Source organism: Pseudarthrobacter sp. As-47 (assembly GCF_058215595.1).
This window is the reverse complement of record NZ_CM177088.1, coordinates 3,341,640-3,365,999: the sequence shown is the minus strand read 5'-3', so window position 1 is coordinate 3,365,999 and position 24,360 is coordinate 3,341,640. Positions and strand designations below refer to the sequence as shown.

The 24,360-nt window shown below is 66.4% G+C and carries 22 protein-coding genes; 12 read left to right on the top strand and 10 right to left on the bottom strand.

Annotated elements, in window-relative coordinates; all coding sequences use genetic code 11:
- Entirely contained in the window at window positions 1-465 is a 465-nt protein-coding gene (locus tag AC4BCK_RS15615; RefSeq protein WP_490566922.1) for an Lrp/AsnC family transcriptional regulator, read from the bottom strand.
- Between the two features lie 348 nt (window positions 466-813).
- Between AC4BCK_RS15615 and AC4BCK_RS15610 the strand changes: the two genes are divergently transcribed.
- On the top strand, window positions 814-1,140 hold the full coding sequence (locus tag AC4BCK_RS15610; protein ID WP_490566117.1) for a hypothetical protein: 327 nt from the start codon (window positions 814-816) through the stop codon (window positions 1,138-1,140).
- Window positions 1,141-1,365: 225 nt separating this feature from the next.
- On the opposite strand, the gene AC4BCK_RS15605 is transcribed toward AC4BCK_RS15610, so the two are convergent.
- Window positions 1,366-3,219, bottom strand: coding sequence for an excalibur calcium-binding domain-containing protein (locus AC4BCK_RS15605; RefSeq protein ID WP_490566116.1), 1,854 nt, complete (start codon window positions 3,217-3,219; stop codon window positions 1,366-1,368).
- 659 nt (window positions 3,220-3,878) lie between these two features.
- On the opposite strand from AC4BCK_RS15605, the gene AC4BCK_RS15600 reads away from it, so the two are divergent.
- The 5 genes from AC4BCK_RS15600 to AC4BCK_RS15580 all read left to right on the top strand — a co-directional run bounded on the left by AC4BCK_RS15600 (window position 3,879) and on the right by AC4BCK_RS15580 (window position 10,021).
- Window positions 3,879-5,132: a thiamine pyrophosphate-dependent dehydrogenase E1 component subunit alpha gene (locus AC4BCK_RS15600; RefSeq protein WP_490566115.1), complete on the top strand. Its 1,254-nt coding sequence runs from the start codon at window positions 3,879-3,881 to the stop codon at window positions 5,130-5,132.
- Window positions 5,129-6,241 carry an alpha-ketoacid dehydrogenase subunit beta gene (locus AC4BCK_RS15595; RefSeq protein ID WP_490566114.1) on the top strand — a complete coding sequence of 371 codons (1,113 nt, stop codon included), beginning with the start codon at window positions 5,129-5,131 and terminating at the stop codon, window positions 6,239-6,241. The genes AC4BCK_RS15600 and AC4BCK_RS15595 overlap by 4 nt, the downstream gene beginning before the upstream one ends.
- 2 nt (window positions 6,242-6,243) lie before the next feature.
- Window positions 6,244-7,800 (top strand): dihydrolipoamide acetyltransferase family protein, encoded by a 1,557-nt coding sequence (locus AC4BCK_RS15590; protein WP_490566113.1) that lies wholly within the window; start codon window positions 6,244-6,246, stop codon window positions 7,798-7,800.
- A gap of 587 nt (window positions 7,801-8,387) precedes the next feature.
- Window positions 8,388-9,116 carry a glycoside hydrolase family 16 protein gene (locus AC4BCK_RS15585; RefSeq protein ID WP_490566112.1) on the top strand — a complete coding sequence of 243 codons (729 nt, stop codon included), beginning with the start codon at window positions 8,388-8,390 and terminating at the stop codon, window positions 9,114-9,116.
- Window positions 9,117-9,205: 89 nt separating this feature from the next.
- On the top strand, window positions 9,206-10,021 hold the full coding sequence (locus tag AC4BCK_RS15580) for an MBL fold metallo-hydrolase (protein WP_066278351.1): 816 nt from the start codon (window positions 9,206-9,208) through the stop codon (window positions 10,019-10,021).
- Between the two features lie 18 nt (window positions 10,022-10,039).
- Here AC4BCK_RS15580 and AC4BCK_RS15575 read toward each other — a convergent pair whose 3' ends face one another.
- Window positions 10,040-10,777, bottom strand: coding sequence for a GAF and ANTAR domain-containing protein (locus AC4BCK_RS15575; protein ID WP_490566111.1), 738 nt, complete (start codon window positions 10,775-10,777; stop codon window positions 10,040-10,042).
- 157 nt (window positions 10,778-10,934) lie between these two features.
- Here AC4BCK_RS15575 and AC4BCK_RS15570 point away from each other — a divergent pair, with 157 nt between their 5' ends.
- From AC4BCK_RS15570 to AC4BCK_RS15560, 3 genes are all read left to right on the top strand, one after another.
- Window positions 10,935-11,072, top strand: coding sequence for a hypothetical protein (locus tag AC4BCK_RS15570; protein WP_490566110.1), 138 nt, complete (start codon window positions 10,935-10,937; stop codon window positions 11,070-11,072).
- Between the two features lie 264 nt (window positions 11,073-11,336).
- The gene (locus AC4BCK_RS15565) at window positions 11,337-12,281 is read left to right on the top strand and encodes an alkaline phosphatase family protein (protein WP_490566109.1); all 945 of its coding nucleotides are present in this window, start codon (window positions 11,337-11,339) and stop codon (window positions 12,279-12,281) included.
- A 153-nt stretch (window positions 12,282-12,434) separates the two neighbouring features.
- Window positions 12,435-13,376 (top strand): lipid kinase, encoded by a 942-nt coding sequence (locus tag AC4BCK_RS15560; protein ID WP_490566108.1) that lies wholly within the window; start codon window positions 12,435-12,437, stop codon window positions 13,374-13,376.
- Between the two features lie 63 nt (window positions 13,377-13,439).
- On the opposite strand, the gene AC4BCK_RS15555 is transcribed toward AC4BCK_RS15560, so the two are convergent.
- Window positions 13,440-15,488, bottom strand: a complete 2,049-nt coding sequence (locus AC4BCK_RS15555) for a DUF8189 domain-containing protein (protein ID WP_490566107.1) — start codon at window positions 15,486-15,488, stop codon at window positions 13,440-13,442.
- Window positions 15,481-15,864 carry a hypothetical protein gene (locus tag AC4BCK_RS15550; RefSeq protein WP_174180642.1) on the bottom strand — a complete coding sequence of 128 codons (384 nt, stop codon included), beginning with the start codon at window positions 15,862-15,864 and terminating at the stop codon, window positions 15,481-15,483. Before AC4BCK_RS15550 ends, AC4BCK_RS15555 begins: the two co-directional genes overlap by 8 nt.
- Before the next feature lie 388 nt (window positions 15,865-16,252).
- On the opposite strand from AC4BCK_RS15550, the gene AC4BCK_RS15545 reads away from it, so the two are divergent.
- Window positions 16,253-16,735, top strand: coding sequence for a hypothetical protein (locus AC4BCK_RS15545; RefSeq protein WP_490566106.1), 483 nt, complete (start codon window positions 16,253-16,255; stop codon window positions 16,733-16,735).
- 83 nt (window positions 16,736-16,818) lie between these two features.
- Here AC4BCK_RS15545 and AC4BCK_RS15540 read toward each other — a convergent pair whose 3' ends face one another.
- Both AC4BCK_RS15540 and AC4BCK_RS15535 read right to left on the bottom strand, forming a co-directional pair.
- Window positions 16,819-18,807: a PLL family lectin gene (locus AC4BCK_RS15540; RefSeq protein ID WP_490566105.1), complete on the bottom strand. Its 1,989-nt coding sequence runs from the start codon at window positions 18,805-18,807 to the stop codon at window positions 16,819-16,821.
- A 58-nt stretch (window positions 18,808-18,865) separates the two neighbouring features.
- Window positions 18,866-19,105, bottom strand: coding sequence for a three-helix bundle dimerization domain-containing protein (locus AC4BCK_RS15535; RefSeq protein ID WP_251423136.1), 240 nt, complete (start codon window positions 19,103-19,105; stop codon window positions 18,866-18,868).
- A gap of 227 nt (window positions 19,106-19,332) precedes the next feature.
- Between AC4BCK_RS15535 and AC4BCK_RS15530 the strand changes: the two genes are divergently transcribed.
- Window positions 19,333-19,467, top strand: a complete 135-nt coding sequence (locus tag AC4BCK_RS15530; protein ID WP_363940270.1) for a hypothetical protein — start codon at window positions 19,333-19,335, stop codon at window positions 19,465-19,467.
- A 449-nt stretch (window positions 19,468-19,916) separates the two neighbouring features.
- The gene (locus AC4BCK_RS15525) at window positions 19,917-21,122 is read left to right on the top strand and encodes an IS110 family RNA-guided transposase (protein ID WP_306971277.1); all 1,206 of its coding nucleotides are present in this window, start codon (window positions 19,917-19,919) and stop codon (window positions 21,120-21,122) included.
- Between the two features lie 187 nt (window positions 21,123-21,309).
- Here AC4BCK_RS15525 and AC4BCK_RS15520 read toward each other — a convergent pair whose 3' ends face one another.
- From AC4BCK_RS15520 to AC4BCK_RS15510, 3 genes are read right to left on the bottom strand one after another with little or no spacing between them, the layout of a single operon-like run.
- Entirely contained in the window at window positions 21,310-22,530 is a 1,221-nt protein-coding gene (locus AC4BCK_RS15520) for a cytochrome P450 family protein (protein ID WP_336886857.1), read from the bottom strand.
- On the bottom strand, window positions 22,527-23,204 hold the full coding sequence (bioD, locus tag AC4BCK_RS15515) for a dethiobiotin synthase (RefSeq protein ID WP_490566104.1): 678 nt from the start codon (window positions 23,202-23,204) through the stop codon (window positions 22,527-22,529). Before bioD ends, AC4BCK_RS15520 begins: the two co-directional genes overlap by 4 nt.
- Window positions 23,201-24,358, bottom strand: a complete 1,158-nt coding sequence (locus tag AC4BCK_RS15510) for an 8-amino-7-oxononanoate synthase (RefSeq protein WP_188572788.1) — start codon at window positions 24,356-24,358, stop codon at window positions 23,201-23,203. The genes bioD and AC4BCK_RS15510 overlap by 4 nt, the downstream gene beginning before the upstream one ends.
- Window positions 24,359-24,360 lie beyond the last annotated feature (2 nt).

The following is a 24,360-nucleotide window of genomic DNA, read 5'->3' as shown; positions in this document are numbered from 1 at the left end:
CTACCGCGTGTCCAGATCCTCAAACACCAGGAACGTCTGGGTATCGAGCACGCCCGGCATGGACTGCAGCTGGTCGAAGATGACCCGGCGCAGGTCGATGTTGTCTACGGCGCGGACCAGGAGGATCACGTCGAAGTCGCCGCCCACCAGGGCCACGTGGTGCACCTCGGGGATGGCTCCGAGCTGGTCGCGGAGTTCCCGCCAGGCGTCCTGCTTCAGCTTCAGGGTCACGTAGGCGGAGGACCGCAGCCCGGCCTTGATCGGGTCCACCAGCGCCGTGAACCTGGACAAAACACCCTCGCTGGTCAGCCGGGCGATCCGGGTATAGGCGTGCGCCCGGGAGATGTGGACGTTCTCCGCTACCTGCGTGACGGACATGCGGCCGTCCCGGGTGAGCTCCGCGATGATCCTGCGGTCGATCTCGTCCAGCGGGACGGGTTCTGTCCCGGCATCCCTGGCTGCCATTTTGTCCACGCGTCCTGTCAGTAATCTGGCTCACACTTACAAATCGTCTCCCAGTGTAGGCAGAATCGTGCAGCTTCTCCACGATTCTTCTCGGTGCTGGATACGAAACCATCCGCAGGACGATACTGGGAAGGAATAGTGTCAACGTCAGGACTGAACATGTGACGGTCTTCCTGGACCATGCCGTGCCGGACCAAAGGCGCCACTCGATCTCAGCCGCTGACGTTCGGGCCGAACGAGAGTGACACCAGCAGGAACAAGTCCGGATGAAGCGGCACGGAACACCGCGGAGTTACTATGTGGGCGTGGCGGCCGCGGATGCGGGGTGCTGGAAAAGGGGTCCGGAGCATGAGTGGTGGGCAGCGCCGGGAGGGTGGTCCTTTGCGGCCGATGCTGTCCGAGTGGGCGCTGAGCCATCGGAAGGCCTCAGGCCTGGCGGGGGCTGTCGCGGCAGCCGGCATGGCAGGCCTGTGGGTTGCCATCGTGCCAGACAAAGCCGCGCAAACCTCCGGAGTGCAGGAACTCGCCATTCGTTGGGGGCATCCGGCCTGCTGGGCGCTCCTGGCCGTCGTGGGCGTCCTGGTTGCCGTGGACGCACCGAGGCGGGCTCGTGACGGCGTCGCGATCGCGGCTGCTGCGTGCTACGCGGCCTTCCTCGCGGGAACGCTGTTCTAAGCTGCCCTAAAGGTGCGGCGGGCCTTCCCTAACCAGCGCAGTTGGTGGGGCCGCTTTCTAACAGTTGCTAACGACCTGCTGTGGCAGGCGCTAAGGGGCACTCCACGGGACCTATCGGCTTGGCCGGAACGGTCTCCCCTCCCGCGGCTGGCCGGGAATGCGTTGTACGCCCGTGGACCAAGAAGCCCCACCCTCTAGCAGAGGGTGGGGCCTTCTCGTGGCTGCTTAGCGTTCGCAGGCGATGCCGTCCAGGTCGCCGTCGAGTGCGGCGCGGTAGCCGGGCTGCCACCAGTACAGCGGAGCAGCTCCGGCGTTGCGTACTGCAGTGCAGTTCGCATAGTAAACAGGTGCAGGTGCAGGTGCAGGTGCAGGTGCTGGTGCTGGTGCAGGTGCTGGTGCTGGTGCTGGTGCCGGTGCGGGCGCAGGAGCCGGCTTGTAGGCATCAGAGGCGTACTCGATGTTCACGCTGCCTGAGCGCCAGGTGATGCGGCCGCCCTGGTAGTCCTGCGAGTACCCGCCGCCACTAGCTGCGTACTCATTGGTCGTCGGGTAACCCAGGCGTCCACCCTCGGAGCCCTGACCCACCCAGGCGGACCGGATGCCGCCGGTCATGACGCGTGCACCTGAAGCGGGGGACCACACAACCTCCCCGCCCTGGAAGTACTGCTTCGCACCACCGCCAACGAGGCCTCCGACCTCGTCCGATGTGGGGTATCCGAGCCCGCTACCGGGTCCGCCGGCATTGATCCATGTTTGGCCGATGCCGCCCTTGATAAAGCGGGAGCCCGTAGCAGGCGACCAGACGATCTGGCCGTACTGGAAAGCCTGGGTAACGCCGCCGTTGGCTGTGGCGTACTCATCGGTGGTGGGGTACCCAAGGCCGCTGAGGGGGCCACCCACCTTGTCCCAGGTAGCGCCGATGCCGCCCTTGGTGATGCGTGAACCCGTTGCGGCGTTCCAGGAAATCTTGCCGTACTGGAAACCCTGCATGACACCCCCGGGCATGGGGGCGTATTCATCCGTTGTGGGGTAGCCCAGCCCGCTCAACGGCCCGCCAGCGTTGTCCCACGTGACGCCGATGCCACCCTTAGTGATCCTGGAACCGGTCACGGGGTTCCACGAGATCTTTCCAAACTGGAAGTTCTGCATCACACCGCCGGCCATCGGGGCATACTCGTCAGACGTCGGGTAGCCGAGGTCGCTGTTCTGGGCTCCGATTGAATGCCAGACGGTGTTGATCCCACCAACGGCCATGTATGCACCGAATTGCGCGAGGTAGGCGATGGTGCCGCGCTCGAAGAGCTGGTATAATCCGCCGAAGCGCTGGTTGGCAAATTCCTCGGACGTGGGAGCACCCAACACCCCCGCTGCTGTTGCATGCTTGGCGCCAATGGCGCCCTGCACCAGGTAGGTCCTGTTTGCAGTCGGCTCGGAAGTGTTGGCCTTTTCCGGGTAGTAAAGGGTGTCGTAGCCGCAACTTCCGAGGGAGAGGATCCGCTCAATTCCGTAATATTCGTCCTGGTCGACAGCGAGGTTCCAGCGGTACTTAACCTTCAGCCAGGAGGTGACGTACTTGCACCACACAGTTGGGTCTTCTGGGAGCCAGCCGGTGGGGTCATGGTCGCTCTTGCTCTGGTTTACCGCCGAGGGGACGGCCTCCAACGATTCGCCAATCACCATATCGTTCGCGAAGTCGCGGCGCTGCTCCGGAGTCCAGTAGGCAGCGCCTGAGTCCCACGCTTCGGACAGGGCAACAAAGTGGTCGATTTCGATCTGAGAGGCGTCGTAGGCCGTTCCTCCGCCGTACCATCCAGTCCACTGGCCGGCCGTTACGGTGCAGCCCGCGCCGACAGTGGCCGGGACTTGTGATTCTGCAATCAGGATTTCCTTGCGCGTATTGCATTCGTCCCCGTCAGCGTCAATCCAGTGCTCAAACAGGTCCCTGTCGTAGGCCGACGTATCTTCCGGGAGGACCTTCAGGGAGCCCAGGAGCCCAAAGACTTGGCCGAAGGTTGTTCCGGACTCGCTGGCCGAGTTCAGGCTTTCGGCTGAAGTTATCTTGGGCCCCTCCGATGGCACAGGTGCTTCTGGTTGCGCCGTTGCGGTTGCGGAAGCAGTTGGCTCTTCTGCTGCCGGCGTGTCCGCCTCCGTGGTTGCAGGTGCCCCTGACGTTCCAGTCGAAGCTTCTGGTGTTTCAGCGGGTGGGTTTGTTGGTTCCGTAACCTGCTCGTTGGTGACGGTGGTTGGTGCTGCGATGGCCGGTGCAACGGATCCGATGCTGGACGCTGCGATGGCAAGTGAAGCAGCGGCGGCCAGAAGCCGCCTCTGAGATGCCCCCATATGTGTTCTTTTCTCATAGTGCTGCAACGTTGCAGCTGTTGGTGATATTCGGAGCTTAGAACACGGGTGGCACGAAAAAGGAAATCCTGCGCTAATGCTTGGCTTGTGACGCGGCAGCGCCTCAAACTTGAGCCATTCAGAGTTCCAATCCCCAGCGGCGGGACAGGCCATTCCCAACCGGAGCCGTGCTTACTGCCGCGTTCCAGGCTCAAGCCATTCCCGCTTTCCCTGCCTGCCAAATTGTCTACGGCCCGGTCAGTAATCCAGCTCACACTTACAATTCGTCTCCCGGATGAGCTGAAATCTGGCAGCTTCTCCACGATTCTTCTCGGTGCTGGATACGAAACCAGCCACAGGACGATACTGGGAAGGAATAGTGGCAACAGAAGGACGGAACAATGACGATCTCCGCAGACCACACCGCGCACCCGGACGCAGCCAGCCAGGCGCCCGCCGAGGACGCCCTCTCCGAGGCTGCCAAGAAGTTCGGCATCACGGCCGAGGACTACATGCTTCCCGCCCGGCACCAGATCGAGATGGTCGACCCGGACGGCCGGCTCAAGCCGCAAGGTGAGCAGGGCACCGAACCCGGCCACGAATACCCCCTTCCCGGCGATGAGGAACTGCTGGCCGCCTACGAGCAGCTCGTCGTCGGACGCCGCGTCAACGACCAGAACTCCGCCCTGGTCCGGCAGGGCCGCATGGCCGTCTACCCCTCCAGCCACGGCCAGGAAGCCTGCCAGGTGGCCGCCGCCCTGTGCCTCTCCGAAGGCGACTGGATGTTCCCCACCTACCGCGACGCCGTCGCCGTGATGACCCGCGGCGTGGACCCCGTGCAGGTGATGACCATCTTCCGCGGCGACTGGCACGGCGGGTTCGATCCCCTTGAGCACAAGGTGGGCATCCAGTGCACCCCGCTCACCACCCAGCTGCTGCACGCCGTGGGCGTGGCCCACGCCGCCAAGCTCCGCGGCGAGGACACCGTGGTGCTGGCCATGTGCGGCGACGGTGCCACCTCCGAAGGCGACTTCCACGAGGCACTGAACTTCGCCGCCGTCTTCCACCTGCCCGTCATCTTCTTCGTCCAGAACAACAAGTACGCCATCTCCGTGCCGCTGGCACACCAGTCCGTGGCGCCGTCGCTCGCGCACAAGGCCGTGGGCTACGGCATGGCCGGCGAACGCGTGGACGGCAACGACGTGGTGGCCCTCCTCGCCGTCCTGGACCGCGCCGTTGCGCTGTGCCGGGGCGGCTCGGGCCCCCTGCTGGTGGAAGCCAACACCTACCGCATGCAGGCCCACACCAACGCCGACGACGACACGCGCTACCGGGAAAGCTCTGAGGTTGCAGAGTGGCGGGCCAAGGACCCCGTGAACCGGATGCGCACTTACCTGACGGACCGCGGCCTGCTGGACGACGACGGCGAGGCGCGGATCCGCGAGAAGGCGGAAGCGGTTGCCACGCAGCTGCGCGACGGGCTCAGCGAGGACGTGCCCGTGGACCCGCAGGAGCTCTTCCGTCACGTGTTCGAGAAGACCACACCGCAGCTGAAGGAACAGTCCGCCCTGCTCGCCGACGAACTCGCCCGCGACGCGGCAGCATCCCAGAACCCCGCACCCCAGAGCGCAGCAGCACAGGAGGCCGGCAAGTGAGCCCCACCATCACCACTTCCTCCGAGGCCAACGGCAACGTTTCTGCTGCAACTGCCCGGGCCGCTGCCTCCGCCGCCGCTTTGTCCGCGGCGTCCGGCCCCCAGCCGGTCACCATGGCCAAAGCGCTGAACACTGCCCTGGCCGACGCCATGCACGCCGATTCCTCCGTCCTGGTGTTCGGCGAGGACGTGGGGCTCTTGGGCGGGGTCTTCCGCATCACCGACGGGCTTACCGCCACGTTCGGGGAGCAGCGTTGCTTCGACACCCCGCTGGCCGAGTCCGGCATTGTGGGCATGGCCGTGGGCATGGCCATCAACGGCATGCGCCCGGTGATCGAGATGCAGTTCGACGCGTTCGCCTACCCGGCGTTCGAGCAGATCGTCAGCCACGTGGCCAAGATGCACAACCGCACCAAGGGCGCCGTGAAGCTGCCCATGGTGATCCGGGTTCCCTACGGCGGCGGCATCGGGGGAGTGGAGCACCACTGCGACTCCTCCGAGTCCTACTACGCCCACACCGCCGGCCTGAAGGTGTTCACCCCCGCCACCGTGGCGGACGGGTACCGGATGCTCCGCGAGGCCATCGACTCGGACGATCCCGTCATCTTCATGGAACCCAAGAAGCTCTACTGGTCCAAGGACCTGGTGGACCTTGCCGAGCTGCGTTCCGCCCACTCCGCCAACGCCCAGGCGGGCCGGTCCTCTGAGGGGCGTGCCGCCGTCGCCCGTCCCGGCACGGACGCCACGCTGATCGCCTACGGCCCGTCCGTACCCACCGCGCTCGCCGCCGCCGAGGCCGCCGCGCTGGAAGGGCGCTCGCTGGAAGTCATCGACGTGCGCACCATCGTGCCGTTCGACGACGCCACCGTGAGCGAGTCCGTCCGCAAGACCGGCCGGGCCGTGGTGATCGCCGAGGCCCACGGCTTCGCGTCCGTGTCCTCAGAGATCGTGGCCCGGGTGCAGGAGCGCTGCTTCCACCACCTGGCCGCCCCCATCCGCCGCGTCACCGGGTTCGACATCCCCTACCCGGCGCCCAAGCTTGAGAAGTACTACCTGCCCGGCGTGGACCGCATCCTCGACGCCGTTGACGACCTTCAGTGGGAGAACTGACCATGAGTGAAACACGCGTGTTCTTGTTGCCGGACCTGGGCGAGGGCCTCACCGAAGCCGAGCTCGTGTCCTGGCACGTTGCCGTGGGGGACACCATCTCCGTGGACCAGCCCATCGCAGAGGTGGAGACCGCCAAGTCCACCGTGGAGGTGCCGTCCCCGTACGCCGGGATCGTGGCCGAGCTGCACGGGCAGCCGGGGGAGACGCTGGATGTGGGGAAGCCGCTGATTTCGGTGACGCCGTTGGTAACCGGGATCGCCACGGATGGTGCCGCCCCCGCCCCTTCGGCGGACGACAATGCCGCAAGCAGCATGTCGTCCGGCTCCGACAGGCCCGATGCCACTCCCGGGGCGGCATCATCCGCGTCGACAGCCGCAGAGACGGCGGCCGAAACCTATCGGGAAGAAGAAAAGGCCGGGTCCGGGAACGTGCTCATTGGGTATGGGACGCCCGGCGGCCACGGTGTTGCCCGGCGCACCCGGGCGCGGAAAGCTTCTTCGGCCGGCTCCGTCAGCACCCTCCCGCTGGAGGATGGAGCGGCCGACGGCGGTCCGGCCGAAGGTGCCGACGTGGACCTTTCGCTCCTGCGCACCCGGGTCCCCGGCCGGCTCGGCGCCGTCATTTCACCGCTGGTCCGGCGCATGGCCCGGGAGCACGGCGTGGACCTCGGCGAACTCCCGGGCTCCGGCGAGGGCGGCCTGATCATGCGCCGCGACGTGGAAGCCGCCATCAGCACCCCGGTAGCTGAGCCTGTCAAGACTAAGCCCGCCGAAGCCCAGCCTGCCGCAAGCCCGGTGCTTGAGCCTGGCGCAGCCAAGCCTGCCGAAACCCAGGGCACCGACGCCCGGACCGGCCTGCCCATCTCCTCCCGGACCCCGGTCAAGGGCGTCCGCAAGGTTGTTGCCACCAACATGGCCCGCAGCCGCTCCGAGATCCCCGAGGCGACTGTCTGGGTGGATGTGGACGCCACCGGGCTGATGGAACTGCGTGAGGGGCTCAAAGCCGGCGGAGCCCAGGTGCCCGGACTGCTCGCGTTCATTGCACGTTTTGTCACAGCCGGGCTAAAAAAGTACCCGGAGCTGAACACCCGCATCGAAACCGCGGAGGACGGCTCGCAGGAGATCGTCTCGTTTGACGGGGTCAACCTCGGCATTGCCGCCCAGACCGACCGCGGCCTGGTGGTCCCGTCCGTCCGCGCCGCCGAAAAGCTGACCGCCCGCGAACTGGACGCCGAGATCCGCCGGCTCACCGACGTCGCGCGCCAGGGCAAGGCGACCCCCACGGAGCTCGGCAGCGGCACGTTCACGCTCAACAACTATGGGGTGTTCGGTGTGGACGGGTCCGCGGCGATCATCAACCACCCCGAGGTGGCCATCCTGGGCGTGGGCCGTATCATCGACAAGCCGTGGGTGGTGAACGGTGAACTGGCCGTCCGCAAGGTCACCGAGCTGACCCTCACCTTCGACCACCGCGTCTGCGACGGCGGCACCGCAGCCGGCTTCCTCCGCTTCGTAGCCGACGCAATCGAAAACCCAACAGCCCTCCTCGCCGACCTCTGACCCTTATCCCCACCCCCACCCCGGACGCTCTCTCACTTAATCCCGGTTTTCCTGAGATCCTCTCTCACTCGATGTTGGTTTCCCTGAGACCCTCTATCACTTGATGTTGGTTTTCCTGGAGCCTCTAATACGCGTTTTCGGCGCGCATAAGTTTTACCGACGCCCAAAGACGATGGCGCTACCCGTATATGGGCCGCGCCATCGTTTTTGCGCGTCGAGGGCGAGGAATGCGCGTCACCCCCGTCCGAAGTTGTCCAGCCATGCAGCCCTAAATGCGTGGAAAGTCTGCAATAGCTTCCTTGGGGAGCGGGAGGCGCGGCTTTGGTGCCTGTTCGGAGCCCGGCAGCTGTGCATGGAGGTAGGACGCATCAGAAAGTCGAGTACCCCGCACTCATGACGATGTGCTGCCCACCCCGTAGCGTTAAAGGCACCAACTCCTTCTGGACGGAGTGACACCTTTGGCCACGTCCCGGAAGTATTCTCTGGCGCACATGCTTGTTTCGATCCTGGTTTTACCGGGTCTCCTATGCGCCACACCCAGCGCTGCCTCCGGCCCAACCCCAACTTCGGACTCGGAGGTCATGCCGGTGGGCGATCTGCCTGGCTGGAAGCAGGTCTTTGCCGAGGACTTTGCTGACGGTGATGTTCCCCTGGGCGGCTTCCCGGGGCCCTACGGCACTAGGTGGAGCGAGGGCTACAAGGACGGCACTCCGGACACCCATGGCAAAACCTTCCCCAAGGGCCAGGCCCCGTCCGGCTACTATCCGTCGAAGGTCTTGAGCGTTCATGACGGCGTCCTGGACATGTATCTGCACACGGAAAATGGTGTATCGATGGGCGCGGCCCCGTCTCCCAAATTTGCGCGGTTTACGGAGTGGCCCTACAACAGCCAGGTATACGGGCGCTATTCAGTGCGCTTCAAAGCCGACTCCCTGCCGGGATTCAAAGCAGCCTGGCTGCTGTGGCCCGTCAGCAAACAATGGCCGGAGGATGGGGAGATCGATTTTCCCGAAGGGGACCTGTCAAGGGTGATCTACGCTGCCGTGCACGGCCTCGACGCAAACGGGAAGCATACGTTCGACGTCTTCCGCCCCAACGTTCCCTTTACGTCATGGCACACCGCCACCACGGAGTGGAGCCCCGGGCGCATCGAATTCTTTCTTGATGGCACGTCCATAGGCGTTGCCACATCACTCGTCCCGGACAAGCCGATGCGCTACCTCCTGCAGACGGAGTCCTGCCTGACGGGCTGTCCGCTCCCCGAAACCAGCGGCCACGTTTACGTTGACTGGGTAGCCGTCTGGAAAAAGAAATAGCCGGTTGCCGCCTCCCGGAAACCACAAGGGGCGCTGGGTAGAATCGACCCCTGAACGAACACTGCTTTTGCCGGAGGTACGGAGAAACAATGCAGGAATGGCTCGAAGTCGGCGCTGACAACTATGTGCTGGTCACCGAAGGATCGCTGCTCAACACGGGACTGGTGGTGGGGTCCGAACGGGCCATGGTGATCGATACCGGCTGCGGCCCGCGGCAGGGGCGGGAGATCCTGGACGCCGTACGGGAGAAGACCCAGCTGCCGCTCGTGGTGGTGAACACCCACGCCCACTACGACCACTTCTTCGGTAATGCGGTGTTCGCCGAGGCCGGCGTCACCGAGTTCTGGGCCCACCAGAACTGCGCCACCGAAATCGAGGAGCGCGGGGACCTGCAGCGCCGTTTCGTGGGGACCCTGGAACCGGAAATGTCCACCGGCGAGGGCCAGAACGTGGAACTCGTGGTCCCCAACGCCATCGTCAAGGACCAGCCGGTGCTGGTGGACCTGGGCGGGCTGACCGCAACCCTGTTCTACCTGGGCCGCGGCCACACCGACGGCGACCTGGTGGTGGGCACCCCCACCACCCTGTTCGTGGGCGACCTCGTGGAGCAGGGTGCCCACCCGTCCTTCGAGGACTCCTACCCTGAAGAGTGGGCGGATGCGCTCCGGCACATCTCAGCGCTGCGCCACCGCTACGAATTCCTGATTCCCGGACACGGCAAACCGTGCAGCGACCAGTTCGTCAAGACCATGGCCAACACCCTGAGCACCGCGGTCCGCCAGGCACGCCAGTCCATCCGGGACACCCCGGACGACGCCACCAAGGCCATCCCCGTCCTGCCCTATGGCCCGGAACAGTCCCGCTGGTTCATCAAGCGGCTGCAGGAGACCCGCCGGGAGCAGTAGGGGCGCGGGGAACTGGGCTCAATCGTCAAAGTGCGTGCGCACGTCCCGGCTCCCCGAGACGCCTGCCACCACTTCCTCGGCAACCGCAGCCAGTTTCTGGTTGCGGTTGCTGGAGACCGCCATCAGGATATTCATGGCCTCTTCCTGCGTGCACCGGTTTTGTCCCATGATGATTCCCGCGGCCAGGTCAATGACCGTCCGCTTTTCCATGGCAGCCCGCAGATCATGGGTGAGTTCGTCCTTCGCCGCGATTCTGACTGCCAAAGCCATCGCCTGGCCCGCCGATTCGGCGAATGCCGTGGCCCTGGCGATCATCGGTTCCGTGAGCGGACCGGCCGGGGAAGCAAACAGGTTCAGCGCCGCCGCCGCATTCTCCCCGGGGTCGAGGGGCACACCGAGGCAGCTGCCGCATCCGGCCGCAGCCAGCGCCCTGCTGTATCTGGGCCAGCGCCGGTCCGACGCGACGTCCGGCAGCAGGACCGGCCTGCCGGTCTTTAGCGCCTCGGTGCAGGGCCCGCCGCCAACAGCCTGCTCAATCTCATCCAGCCGGACGGCAACTTCGCTGCTGCCGGCAATCGTGACCGGGCGCTTTTGCCTGACCAAGGTGACGGCACACTCAATGTTGGCCCCCGCGGCTTCCGTCATCACCTTGGACCCGAGGACGGTCAACCCGTTCAGGAAACCCCTCAGGTCCTCAAACGTGGCCAGGAGGCCCTGGAGTTGGTCGTAATCGCTCTGGACTTGATTGAATGCCATGGGTACACCATAGGAACGTGCCCGCCTGGACGCAATGAATGCTGCTGGCGCCCCAGTGCGCCCCAGTGCGCCCCAGTGCGCCCCAGTGGTGGGGGATTAGTAAAACGAGTAGGAATTACTCGGGCCCCCAGTTCCCGCCGTTGCATAGGTTCGATGCATGGCAGAAGTAATCAACCGCAAGCACGGCCGCCGCAGGATGGCCACGGCGCCAAAGCGCGGCATCCAGCCGTACGTGATCGTCAATATTGTCCTGGTGATCGGCCTGGTGGTTGCCGCTTTTGCGCTCGCCGGGTAGGCCGCTGCAGGGCTTTAGGCCCATCCGTGCCGCAGGGCCGGAATGGCAGGATAACCTCCAGGTGGACGGTACTGCGGCCGTCCTTGTCGGGAGGCAGGACACGTGAAGACGGCTGACAATCCCAAGCAACCGTCCCGCACACGCCGGCGCGGGTCAGTAGCGCTGGCCTGCATCGCGGCGGCTGTCCTTGCCGGGTGCCAAACCGCTCCCAGCCCGGCGCCAGATCCACCGGCCTCCGGGAGCGTGGACGGAAAACTCGGCCACGTGTTTGTGATCAACCTCGAGAACAAGTCGTACCACAAGGTGTGGGGCGCCGACTCGCCGGCCCCGTACCTCGCCAAGACCCTGAGGGAACAGGGCGTGCTGCTGACGGAGTACTACGCGATCGGACATTCATCGCTGCCCAACTACATCGCACAGCTCTCCGGGCAGGGCCCCAACCCGGCCACCAGCAGCGACTGCCACACCTACGAGGCCTTCACCGTCACCGGGACTTCCAGTCCGGGCCAGGTGCAGGGTACCGGCTGCGTGTACCCCGATTCGGTCCCCACCCTGGCCGGCCAGCTCAGCGAGGCAGGGAAGTCCTGGAAGGGCTACATGGAGGACATGGGAACACCGTGCCGCCACCCTGAGATGGGCAAAAAGGACCCCAACCAGAACGCCAGCGCCGAGACCCAGTACGCCACCCGGCACAATCCGTTTGTGTACTTCACCTCCATCACGTCCTCGCCCGAATGCCAGGCGAACGTGGTGGATTTCAGCAACCTGGCCGCCGACCTCACCTCCCTGGACACCACAGCCAACCTGTCCTACATCAGCCCCAACCTCTGCAACGACGGCCACGACGACCCCTGCCACGACGGCTCCAAGGGCGGCCTGCCCAAAGCAGACGCATGGCTCAAGAGGCACGTCCCGGACATCCTGGCCTCCGCGGCGTTCCAGAAGGACGGGGTCCTGGTCATCACCTTCGACGAGGCCAAAGGCAAGGAAAGCGCCGCCTCCCCGCTGCCCGGAGGGGCCGGCGGCGGCCGGGTGGGTGCGCTGGTCCTGTCCCCGCAGGTCAAAGCCGGCACAACATCACAGCGGGCCTACAACCACTACAGCCTGCTAGGCAGCATCGAGGACATCTTCGGCCTGCCCTACCTCGGCTACGCCGCCGCCCCGGGCCTGAACCGTTTCGGCAGCGACGTCTACACCAACCGTTCCTGACTGCGCGGCACCAAACATGGGCGGCACCGCCCATGACCAGTACGACGGCGGCCGCGCACCGCCGTCGTCCGTCTTCCGTCTCGCAGGGCGCACCGTCCCGCCCGCCTGTGCCGGGGCGACCACTCAGGGCTTTCCCAGCCCGCCCGGCCTAGGATGTTCCCCATGATGCTTGCCCAAGAGGCGAAGTCCGCTGCCGTGGTGATCAACGCCGGGGCGCGCCTGGGATCGGCGGGGCCGGCGCTGGCGGTGGACCTGCTGCGCAGTTCGGGCCTGCCCGTCTCAGCCGTCCACCAGGTCCTGTCCGGCACCGAGCTGGCCGGAACCCTGGACCGGGTGGTTGCCGGCGGGCACGACCTTGTGATTGTTGGCGGCGGTGACGGGACGGTGTCCTTCGCCGCCGGCCGGCTCGCCGGGACGGGGATCGTGCTGGGAGTCCTTCCGCTGGGGACGGCCAACGACCTTGCCCGCACCCTGGAAATCCCGGCCGATCTTCCCGGGGCGTGCGCTGCCCTGGCAGGCGGGAAGGTGGTGGATATCGACATGGGGCGGGTGAACGGCAAGCCGTTCCTGAACGTTGCCTCCGTGGGCCTCTCGGTGGGTGTCACCGAAACCCTCAGCCCCCGCCTCAAGCGCTACCTCGGCCCGGTGGCCTACGGCGTTGCCGCCGTCCGGGCCTACGCCCGGCACCAGCCGTTCCGTGCCCGCCTCGAGTTCCCGGACGGGGACCATGAAACGCTTGAGCTGGACAACCTGCTGCAGGTGGCGGTTGGCAACGGCCGGCACTACGGCGGCGGCAATGCGGTCTCGCCCACGGCCGGCATCGACGACCACCTCCTGGATGTCTACGCCATCCCGGGGGCGCCGCTCCGGGAGCACATCAGGATTGCCCGGATGCTCAAGAGCGGCAGCTTCGTGGAGCGCGACGGCGTGCACCACCTGACCTGCCAGCGCGTCCGCCTAGTCACCGAGCCGCTGATGCCGGTGAACCTCGACGGCGAAATCGCCACCGCCACGCCCGCCGACTTCACCATCGAGCGCAACGCCGTGCACGTGGTGGTGCCGCAGGAAAGCACCAGCGCGCGGTTCGACGGGTAGTTCCCCTGGTGACGTACGACGGCGGGGGCGCGCCGTCGTCGTAGGCTTCAGTTGAGCAGCAGGTCAGGCGCCCATGCTTCCCGCCGGCATCTTCCCCTGCTCCTTGACGGTGCCGCCGCGGCCGCCCGCCGGCTCCTTTGTGCCGCCGTCCATGCTCCCGCCCGGCATGCCCGCGGGCTGCTGATGGCCGTTGGTGGTGACGCTCTCCTCCATGGTGCCGGCCGGCATCTCCACCGTTTGTTCCAGGGCGCTGGCCGTGTCCCCGCCGCCCTCCCCGGTCATGGACGCGGCGCCTGATGCCCCGGTGGACTCCTCGGTCAGGAACGGCCTGGTCTGCCACTTGTGCCAGAGGGCGTTGTCCGTGCCGCGGACAAAGACCTCCAGGCGGCCGTCGGCGTTGGTGCCCACGGTGATGTTGGATGTGAGGATGCCGCCCAGGGAGTGCCAGTCGGACCAGCCGCTGTTGGGTGCGGTCTGCCATTTGTGCCAGAGGGCGTTGTCCGTGCCCCGCACGAAGACCTCCAGGCGGCCGCTCGCGTTCCTGCCCGCAGCGATGTCCGACGTCAGCAGCCCGCCCAGGGACCGCCAGTCGGACCAGCCGCTGTTGGGTGCGGTCTGCCATTTGTGCCAGAGGGCGTTGTCCGTGCCGCGGACAAAGACCTCCAGGCGGCCGTCGGCGTTGGTGCCCACGGTGATGTTGGATGTGAGGATGCCGCCCAGGGAGCGCCAGTCGGACCAGTTGCCGTTGGGCGCGGTCTGCCATTTGTGCCAGAGGGCGTTGTCCGTGCCCCTGGCGAAAATCTCCAGCCGGCCGTCCGCGTTCCTGCCCACTGCGATCTCGGAGGTGATCACCCCGCCCAGGGAGCGCCAGCCGGCCCAGTTGCCGTTCGGGGCGGTCTGCCAGCGGTGCCACACGGCGCCGTCGTTGCCGCGGGCGAAGACTTCAAGCCGTCCGTCCGCATTACGCCCCACCGCCGCGGGTCCCGTGATGCCGCCGCCCAGGGAGTTCCAGCCGGCCCAGTTGCCGTTGGGGGTGGTTTGCCATCGGTGCCAGAGGGCGTTGTCCGTGCCCCGGGCAAAGATCTCCAGCCGGCCGTCCTGGTTGTTGGCTGCGGCTATCTCGGAGGTGATCACCCCGCCCAGGGAGTTCCAGCCGGACCAGTCGCCGCTGGGGGTGGTCTGCCAGCGGTGCCACACGGCGCCGTCGGTTCCCCGGGCGAAGGCCTCCATCCGGCCGTCCTTGTTGTTGGCCACGGTCACGTCCGAGGTAATGATGCCGCCCGGGGAGTTCCAGCCGGACCAGGCGGCAGGGGCAGCCGGGTACAGGGCCCGGAAACCGTCAATGTCGTCCTGGGTGAGGGCGCGCTTGGTGAAGTTGGCGGAGACGGTGGGGGCCATCACGGCGTTCGCCACGCTGGTATGCGCGAGCCCCACAATGTGGCCGAACTCGTGAAGTGCCACCGTCTCGATATCGAAAGCGCTGGCCACGGCGCCGACGCTCCACACATGCTCGCTGTCATCGAAGTGGACCGGTTTGGGCAGCGTGGTGGTGATGACGCTGCAGCCCGGCGGGAAGTCGGCGTGGGCCAGGACGCCGCCCACCATGGAGTGGTCCGGGTCCGCGGCAGGGCGCCACCCGATGCGGATGTCCGGGCTGGAGCCCACGGCCACCTCGGTGAACGTCAGCCCGCCCACGGCCTGCCAGGTCTGGATGGCGCGCCGGATGGCGTCGAACTCGGCGTTCCCGGCGACGTCGTCCGTGCCGGTGTCGAACGCGTACGTCAGGGTCCGGTCCGCCCACGCGCACGTGGTGGAGAAGGCGAGTTCGCCCGGCCGCACATCGGGAAGCCCGCAGCGCGGCCGCATCATGGCTTCGCGGGTGGCGTCGTCGAAAACGCCCGTGACCGGCAGGTGGAAGAACTCCTGGAAACTCCGCAGGGCCCCCTCGGTGGGGTGGTCCAGGACTCCGGGTTCCCTGGGCGTGGCCGGGCCCAGGTAGCCGAACCGCTCGAGGTACGCCTGCACCTTGCTGAAGCCGGCATGGCGCTCGCCGGGGGCCGTGTTTTCGACGGCGGCGAGGTACGGGGCCCCGCGGTACTGCTCTTCAGGCATTGGATTCTCCTTGATCTGTTCTGATGCTTCGCAGGATCTGCAGGGCGACGTCCCGTTGGGCGCCGGCGGGCAGATGGACGACGGCGGTGGCGCGGCCGGGAATGGTGGCGGCAACCGTGCGGGTGCCGCCCTCCTCGAACACGACGAAGTCAGCGATGAGGCTGCCCACGGCTTCCCGCCAGTGTTCGTAGCCCGGTTTGGCTGCATAGCGGGTAAGGGGGTCGGCGAAGAGGCTCGCATCAACGGTCAGGCGGATGCCGGCACCCTCCAAGACAGCGGCGCTGCCTTCGATGCCGTGCTCAGGCGAGGGGGCCAGCGCGCTGGGAACGTCCAGCGCCAGGTCCGCCACCCGGAGGGAACTCCACCCCTGTTCCATTACCCCGTCCTCACATGCGAGGGAACACAGAATCGAGTTGACCAGACGCGCGTTACTGCGCCGTTACTGCTTATCGGAGGCAGCACACTCACTTAATGTGCGGGCCCCCTACTTCACAATTTGTGCTTCCCAGGCGCGAAATTGGGGGACTAGTATCCTCCCATCCGGTGATCGCAAACTAGCCGATACGGAAGCCGAACTTACTGCCAAGTGAGAAATGATGCGGGAGAAACGGGCGCTTGACGGCCCGGCCCGCAGTCCGTCCGCCGATTTACCTAACGCGGTAATGATGCCGACTGCTGAACATTCAATGCCGAGTATTTAGCAAGTTCCACAGCGCGCAGGCCCATTGACTATTTGTGCCCCTGCGCGCCCACATCAGTCTCTGATGAAGAAACTGATGGTCTTGTGCGCCCTGTTTTTGGCCTTCTTCGCCAGCGCCACACCCGCGGTTGCTGCTCCACCCAGCGAGGATGTCCTCCTGGATATAACGTTCAAGCCGAAGCAGCTCTGCAGCTACCCGGTACAGCTTGTGGTCACCGGTAAGTCAAAACTCATTGAGCTTCCCGGCGACCGGGTGTTTATTGCCTCTCCTGGCCAGAAAGTAACCATTACCAATCTCAAAACGGGGGAGGAAGCAACCTTCCTCATCACGGGCAGCACCCATGCCGAACTGCAGGCTGATGGCACCACCGAAGTAAAGGTGACCGGACTGAATGTTGTGCTCAATGCACGGGAAGCAAAATCAGAGAAACCGGGAATCTTCCTGCTCGAAGGCAACTTCACCTTTGCCCTCAAAGAAGATGGATCTGAAGAGAGGGTGTTCAGCGGAACCGGAGAGGTAACGGACATCTGCGCCCTGCTCGCCTAAAAGTGCGCTGATCCTTCAGCCCAGCCGGACGACGGCGGCCCCGCGCCGCCGTCGTCCGTATTCCTTGTACGCGCCCGTACCCCCTACAGCGCCGCTTCTACCGCCCCCAGCGCCTCCAGGACCGGGCGCAGCGCCGTGACCGAATCTGCCGGTAGCTGGACCTGGGTCCGCAGGGGGATGTCCGCGGGCTCGCCGGGGAGGCTTGCCCCGGCGTAGGCGGGCTCGTCCGCAGGGACGGCCACCCGGCGGACGGCGTCGCCGTCGCGGACGGTGATGACCGCAACCATGCTGTCCGGCAGGACCTCGCCGTCCACCTGCTGCTGGGGCACCGCCGGGGCGCTGTCATTGAGCAGGCCCGCGTCCGCCGCGGCCTGGAACACCCGGCCCGCCAGCTGCCGGTCCACGGCGTGGGAGGTCTCGTCATCCCCGGCGTGCTGCAGCTCGTCCACCACGCTCCGCTGGGCGGCCCCATCCCCGTGGACGGCCAGCCGGTACACGTAGCGTTCACCCGGCGCGCCGCCGCTGACCTCGAACGAGACTTCGGTGTCCGCCGCACGTTCCGGCGCCGCACCGACGCCGGCCATGCCGCGCAGCCGCTGCAGGACGGCGGCGCGCGGTTCCGGCCTGAGGTTGTCGATGTTCTTCAGCGTCATGGCGGCCTCCTCGGGGACCTCGGGCGGCTCCGATGCGCCGGCAGCGGGGTTGTGGCCGGAACCGTGGAAACCGGTGATCCGGTTGTAGTGGCGGGCCACCGTCTCGGTGTTGTCCGCCATGACGGTGCCCGTGTCCACGGGACTCCTGGCGGGGCAGGCGGCGTCCGCGTATTCGTCCGGATGCCCCAGCATGTGCCCGAACTCGTGGGAGGCAACATCGCCGGTGTCGCTGGTGTCCCACAGCCGCATGTTGGACCGGGCAGGCCCCGGCTGGACGCGGACCACGTGGTGGGCTCCTGAACTGACCCACTGGACGTCGAAGGTGATGGACTGGCGGCCGCCGTTGGGGGCCTGGCAGCTGAACCGGTCCGACCATTTGTTGATGATGCCGTTCCGCCAGGTGGTCCTCAGGCTGTCCATCGTGGCGGTGCTGATGCCCGCGTCCGGGTTCAGCTGGATCCGCACCGTGACCCGGGTTCCGGACTGGTGGTAGCCCGCCGTCCAGCTGTAGACGCATTCGCTTACCCCGAAGGACACCTCGCCGGCCGGTTCCACCTCGTGGACCCAGTACTTCTGCCAGACGTTGCTGTCCGTCCCGCGTACGAAGACGTGTTCATGGTTTGGTCCCATGGACCCAAGCGCGGGCTCCGAAGCCAGGACGCCGCCGTCGTTGTGCCGGCCCCAGGGGTGCCAGCTGTTGTTGTACCAGGCGCGCTGCCAGAGGGCGCCGTCATTCCCGCGGACGTAGACGTTGCAGACGTCCTTGTTCCGGGAGATCGTGGCAGGCCCTCCGCTGAAGCCCCCGGCCGGGGCACCGATGTTGAACCAGCCCTTCCACCCGCCGGCCGCTGTCCAGTACTTCTGCCAGACGTTGTTGTCCGTTCCCCGGACAAAGATGTGCTCATGGTCAGGGCCCATGGAACCCAGCGCGGGCTCCGAAGCCAGGACGCCGCCGTCGTTGTGCCGCGCCCAGGGGTGCCAGCTGTTGGCGAACCAGGCGCGCTGCCACAGGGCGCCGTCGTTCCCGCGGACGTAGACGTTGCAGACGTCCTTGTTCCGGTAGATGGTGGCGGGGCCGCCGCTGAAGCCGCCGGCCGGGGCGCCGATGTTGAACCAGCCGCTCCAGCCGCCGGTCCGCGTCCAGTACTTCTGCCACACGTTGTTGTCCGTGCCGCGCACGAACACGTGCTCATGGTCCGGGCCCATGGAACCCAGCGCAGGCCGCGAAGCCAGGACACCGCCGTCGTTGTGCCGGCCCCAGGGGTGCCAGCTGTTGGAAAACCAGGCACGCTGCCACAGGGCGTTGTCGTTCCCGCGGACGTAGATGTTGCAGACGTCCTTGTTGCGGGAGATGGTGGCAGGGCCCCCGTTGAACCCACCCGCAGGGCCACCCAGATTGAACCAGCCGCTCCATCCCATGTCTGCGCTCCGCTCCCTCGAAAGCTCTTCCGGCAGACCCAGTGGACCCCGCTGCGCGTTACTGCGCCGTTACTGCACCCACGGTGCCGGGGACCAGAAGGTGCTGGCGGGCCAGCCGGAGCTTCGCGGCGCGTTCAACCAGGATGGGGATGTAGTCCCGGACGCGGCCTTCATCAAAAAGGCTGTGTTCGTGGGCAACCACGTCCTCGATGACGGAACGCGGCTGGCCGGGGAAGTGCGCGGCGAGCCGGTCCACCACGTCCGTGAGTGCCTGCGTTTCGGTCTTCTTGAGCATCATCACCGTTCCTGCTGGAAGGAGAGCTGGGCTACCACCTGTACGTTCCTGAGCCGGACGTGCATGGATGAATCATACGAACGCCGGTCGCCGAGGGAAACCACTCATTGGAAGTCTGCGGGTATCCGCAGGCGGCCTTGGTGCCGGCCCGCGAAAGCCAGTAGTGGACTCTCAGGGGACAAGTAGGGAATACGCGGGCGCCTGCGTACGGGGCTCCGTAGAGTCGGCGCATGGCAGATGCAATGGGCCGGAAGCATGGCCGCAGAAGAGGACCGGGGCCCGCGAAGGGCAGCCGGCGGCTGGCTGTCCTCGTGGTCTTCGTCCTGGTGGTCCTGGCGGTGGCCGCCTTCGCCCTGACGCGGTAGGCGGGTTCTGCGCGGACCAGCGGCTGACCTCGGATGATGCTGCGGCTGCCGGGGCGGAGTGTTCCCTCGTTTAGGATGTTCTCATCCGTAAAGAATCCGGGCCGGGGAAGCCAGGACAGAGCACACCGAATGGCCGCAGTGACATCCAGCAATAACTCTCCCGCACTTTCGTCAGCAAAAATCCCCCACGAAGACTTCCTTGACTGTCCTTATGGTGTTGACGGGTGGTTCCGTGGCCGTTGTAGGGTCGTGGCTACCCGGGGGAGGCGGGTATGGCTTTGTTGCTGTGGTCCGGACGATCCAGGTCGTGACGGCTTCGTAGGATTGGCCGCCCGGCGCCCCGCGATGACCCGACCGCTGATTGAGAGACGCGACTTGAATCGCCGGATAAGGACACGACGGCGCGGTTATCTGCCGGGTTCGACCCATCCGACAGACTGGAGGCTGTTTTGACGAAATTGTGGGCCGGTATCGATGCCGGCAAAGCCCATCATCACTGCGTTGTGATCGACGCCGCCGGAAACCGGCTGCTCTCCCAACGAGTTCCCAACGACGAACCAGCCCTGCTCGAGCTCATCGTCAACGTCTTGAAACTCGGGGACGGGGACGAGGTCATCTGGGCAACGGACCTGAACCACGGCGGGCCGGCGCTGCTGATCGCCATCCTCGTCGCCCACGGCCAGACCATCCTCTACATCCCGGGCCGGATCGTCCACCACGCCTCCAAGCTCTACCGCGGCGAGGGCAAAACGGACGCGAAAGACGCCGCCGTGATCGCCGACCAGGCCCGGATGCGCCGCGACCTGCAGCCGCTGCGGGCCGGGGATGAGATCTGCACAGGGCTGCGGCTCCTCACCGCCCGCCGGGCCGACAAATCCGCGGACCGGGTCCGGGCGATCAACCGCCTGCAGGCCCAACTGCTCGAATACTTCCCGGCCTTGGAGCGGGCCTTTGACTACAGCCGCTCCAAAGCGGCCCTGACCCTGCTGACCAAACACCGGACCCCGGACGGGATCCGCCGCACCGGCCAGACCAGGATCCACGCCTGGCTGAAGAAACACGGCACCCGCTCCTCCGCCGCGGTCGCCCAGGCCGCCGTCGACGCCGCGAAATCCCAGCACACCACCGTCCCGGCCCAACACCTTGGAGAACAGATAGTCGCCGCCCTCGCACAGGAAATCATCACCCTGGACAAGGAACTGGCCGAGCTGGACGCGCTAATCAGCGAGAAAGTCAGCGAACACCGGCACACCCCGTCCCTGCTCAGCATGCCCGGTTTCGGACCCGTCCTGGCCGCTGAGTTACTTGGCGCCACCGGCGGGGACCTTACGGTCTTTGAAACCGCGGACCGGTTCGCCGGCGTCGCCGGACTCGCCCCCGCGCCCCGGGACTCCGGCCGGATCACCGGAAACCACCACCGCCCCCGCCGCTACGATCGCAGACTCCTCCGGGTCTTCTACCTCTCCGGGCTATCAGCCCTGAAAAGCTGCCCCGCCTCACGGACCTACTACGACCGAAAACGCGCCGAAGGCAAAACCCATATCCAGGCCATGCTCTCCCTGGCCCGGCGCCGCCTGAACGTCCTTTGGGCCATGCTCCGCGACGGCACCACCTACACGCCGGTCCCGGCTCGGGCAGCCCGCCTGGCTGCCTGAGCTGCCCAGGTCCCGCGATCCCTGGGGGCCGAATCCGGGTGGCTGACTGGGCACTAATTCCGCGCGTTGGCCTTGAAATCCGGGCCCGTGCTGTTGAGGGCTGCGCACGCAGCCGGTCCCTGGTGTTTGGTTACGTCGCTGGCGGTAGGACCTTTGAATTCCGCCGATTTCGGTCCTCTGAGCAAAGTCAGTGCGGTCCGAGTGGCTGGGCTGCCACGACAACTGTCCGGGGGGCTTGGAATGACAGGAGCCGGATCCAGTCTGGATTCACGTCCCGGAGCTGTATTCGCGGAAGTGATATGGCGGTTTCCTGGACAATGATGGCGGCCTCGAGTTCTGCGAGTTTGGCACCGAGGCAGCGGTGGATCCCCGAGCCAAAAACCAGGCCGTATGTGGTGGGTGGTTTGTGCTGGGCCTCTTGCGTTCGGGGCGAGGAACCTCGGGTTTGGGCTGGTCTCGTGGTGTGGTTGCCGCTCAGTTCGAGGACGATTTCGGTGCCCGCCGAAATCTGCGAGCCGGCGATGTTGGTATCGTGTGCGGCGACACGGCGCCAGGTGGGGACTGATGATTCAGTGGCGAGCACGTGTCGGACCGCGCTCCTGGAGCCTTCCCCGGATGCGGCGTCCTTCCAGTCCACTGGGTTGGATTCTTCAAGGAGTCGGAACAGGGTGGTGCTAATCAGCTGGGTGGTTGTTTCCTGTCCGGCGATGAGCAGAAAATAGCCGAGCGAGCAGATTTCGGGGGTTGACAGGCCGTGTTCGGCGAGGGATTTGAAGAGGTTGCATCCCGGTGCCGTCAGGGATTCTGCGACGAGTTTGCGCAGCCAGAGGTAGAATTCCGCCGCGCTGTGGGCGAGTTCGAGTTGCCGGGCTTCGTCGGGCCAGCCCCAGAACAGCTCCATGGAGTCAAGACTCCAGCGTTTGAGGTCTGCAAGGTCCCGTACGGGCAGCCCGAGGAGTTCGAGCATGACAATTGCCGGGGGGAACGCCGCCACCGTCTGGACGAGGTCCACAGGCCCGGACCTCACGAGCTGGTCTGCGGCATTCCGTGCCGCTTCCTGTGCCAGTTCCCGGATCCGCGGCTCCATGGCCGCGACCGTGGCGGGCGTGAAAAACCCTGCCACGATCTTACGGATCCCGGCGTGCGTGTCGGTGTCGTTGCTGGCGAGCACGGGAGGCAACGCAAAGCGAACACGCTGCAGCACGCGCAGGGCAGGCCCAGCCAGGGGCGTGACCGCGACGAGGGCGTTCGCGGGGCTGAAAACATCCGGTCGGTGCAGCACTTCGCGGACCATATCCGGGTCACGCACCACCATGTACGGGCAGCGCGGCTGCTCAGAGCTCTGCCACTGTCCCGGGCTTTCTGCCAGCGGCTGCGCGGGTCCGGTGGTCGTTGGGGTCGGGTTCATGCGGGTAGACCGTTCAGCCAGGCGGCTGCTTCGGTACGGAAAGCGGGCGGGGACAGTTCGGAGGCATGCCCAGGGAGGGCGCCGAGAAAACGCACCCGCAGGGATCCGAGCACCTGTCGGTTGGTGTGGTGTACGACGCCTGGGTTGCCTGGCCAGCTTCCCAGCACTACGCCGAGGACCTGCAGGTCCCGTGTTTGCAGCGCTTCGAGAGTCAGAGCGGTGTGGTTCAGGGTGCCAAGGTCCGGCCGCGCGACGACCACGAATGCCGCTGCCAGGAGTGAGCCGAGGTCCGCGAGGGTGCAGCCGTCGGAATCCAGGTCCACCAGCAGGCCGCCTGCGCCCTCGACCAGGACGTGGTCGTGGGAGGCGGCCAGCTCGCGGACCCTCCCGGCGTGCGCAGCCACCGGGGGCAGGGGTGTTTTATCGATGGCGGCTGCCGCGACGGGCGCCAATGGCTCCTGGAGAACCACCCCGGTTTCTGCTGTCACGTCGCCGGCGAGCCGGATGATTTCGGCTGTGTCGGAATCGCCGACGGCGGCTCCTGACTGGCAGGGCTTGTAGACCGCGACGCTGCGCCCTTGTTCGTGGAGGGCGGCGGCGAGGGCCGCCGTTGTGATGGTCTTGCCGACGCCGGTGTCCGTTCCGGTGATCATGATGATGCCGGGCAGGTTCATGGAAGTTCCTCCAAAATGCTGCGCAGTACGGCGCAGCTGTCTTCGATTTCCTTAGGTGTAAGGGTGGCCCGGGCGGTGAGCCGCAGCCGGGAAATCCCGTCCGGAACGGACGGGGGGCGGAAGCAGCCGATCCGAACGCCGGCGGTGCGCGCGGCCCCGGTGGCTGCCAGGGCCGATTCGGCCGACGGCATAGGAATGGACTGGACCGCCCCCGCCCCGTGCTCGACCTCAGCGCCGCGGGCTGCAAGGGCCGGGGCGAGTCCGGCGGCCAGGGCCGCAGCATTGCTTCGGACGGATCCGGCCCGCCAAGGTTCATCCCGGATGATCCGCACCCCGGCGAGGGCCGCCGCTGCAGAGGCCGGCGCCAGGCCGGTGTCGAAGATGAAGCTTCGGGCACGGTTGACGAGGTGTTCCCGCAGCAACGCGGATCCCAGGACCGCCCCGCCCTGGCTGCCCAGGGCCTTGGACAGCGTCGCGGTCACGATCACGTTCGGATGCCCGGCAAGGGCCGTCCCGGCCACCGAGCCGCGGCCCTGAAAGGCGCCGGCACCGGTGACACCTAGACTATGGGCCTCGTCGATCAGAAGCGCCGCGTCGTACTGCCCGGCCAGGGCCAGCAGACCAGCGAGCGGGGCTTCGTCACCAAGGACGCTGTAGAGGGATTCAACGGCGATGAGTGCGCGCGGCTCCAGCCGGTCCGCGAGCAGCCGGCCGGCGTCCTCCACGCTGTTGTGGGTGAACGATTCGGTGCGGGAGCGGCTGAGCCGAAATCCGTCGATCATCGAGGCATGGCAGTGTTCATCCGCGACAATCAGGGTCCCCGGACCGCCGAGTGCAGTGATCACACCCATGTTCGCCAGATAGCCGGAGGAAAACACCAGTGCCGTCTCCATACCGGCCAGCGTGGCCAGTTCCTGCTCGAGGTCCAGATGCAGCCGGGTGGTTCCGGCAACCAGCCGCGAGGACGTGGCTCCCGCACCCCACGATGAAACGGCTGCCGCGGCGGCCTCGGCAAGCCGCGGATCCGTTGCGAGGCCCAGATAGTCGTTGCTGGCCAGGTCGATGAGCTGTTCGTCCGCGTTGCGGGGGAGCGGGCGGCGGACCAAACCACGGCGGTCCCGGACGGAGGCTTGCTGCTCGAGCCATTGGGTCATCG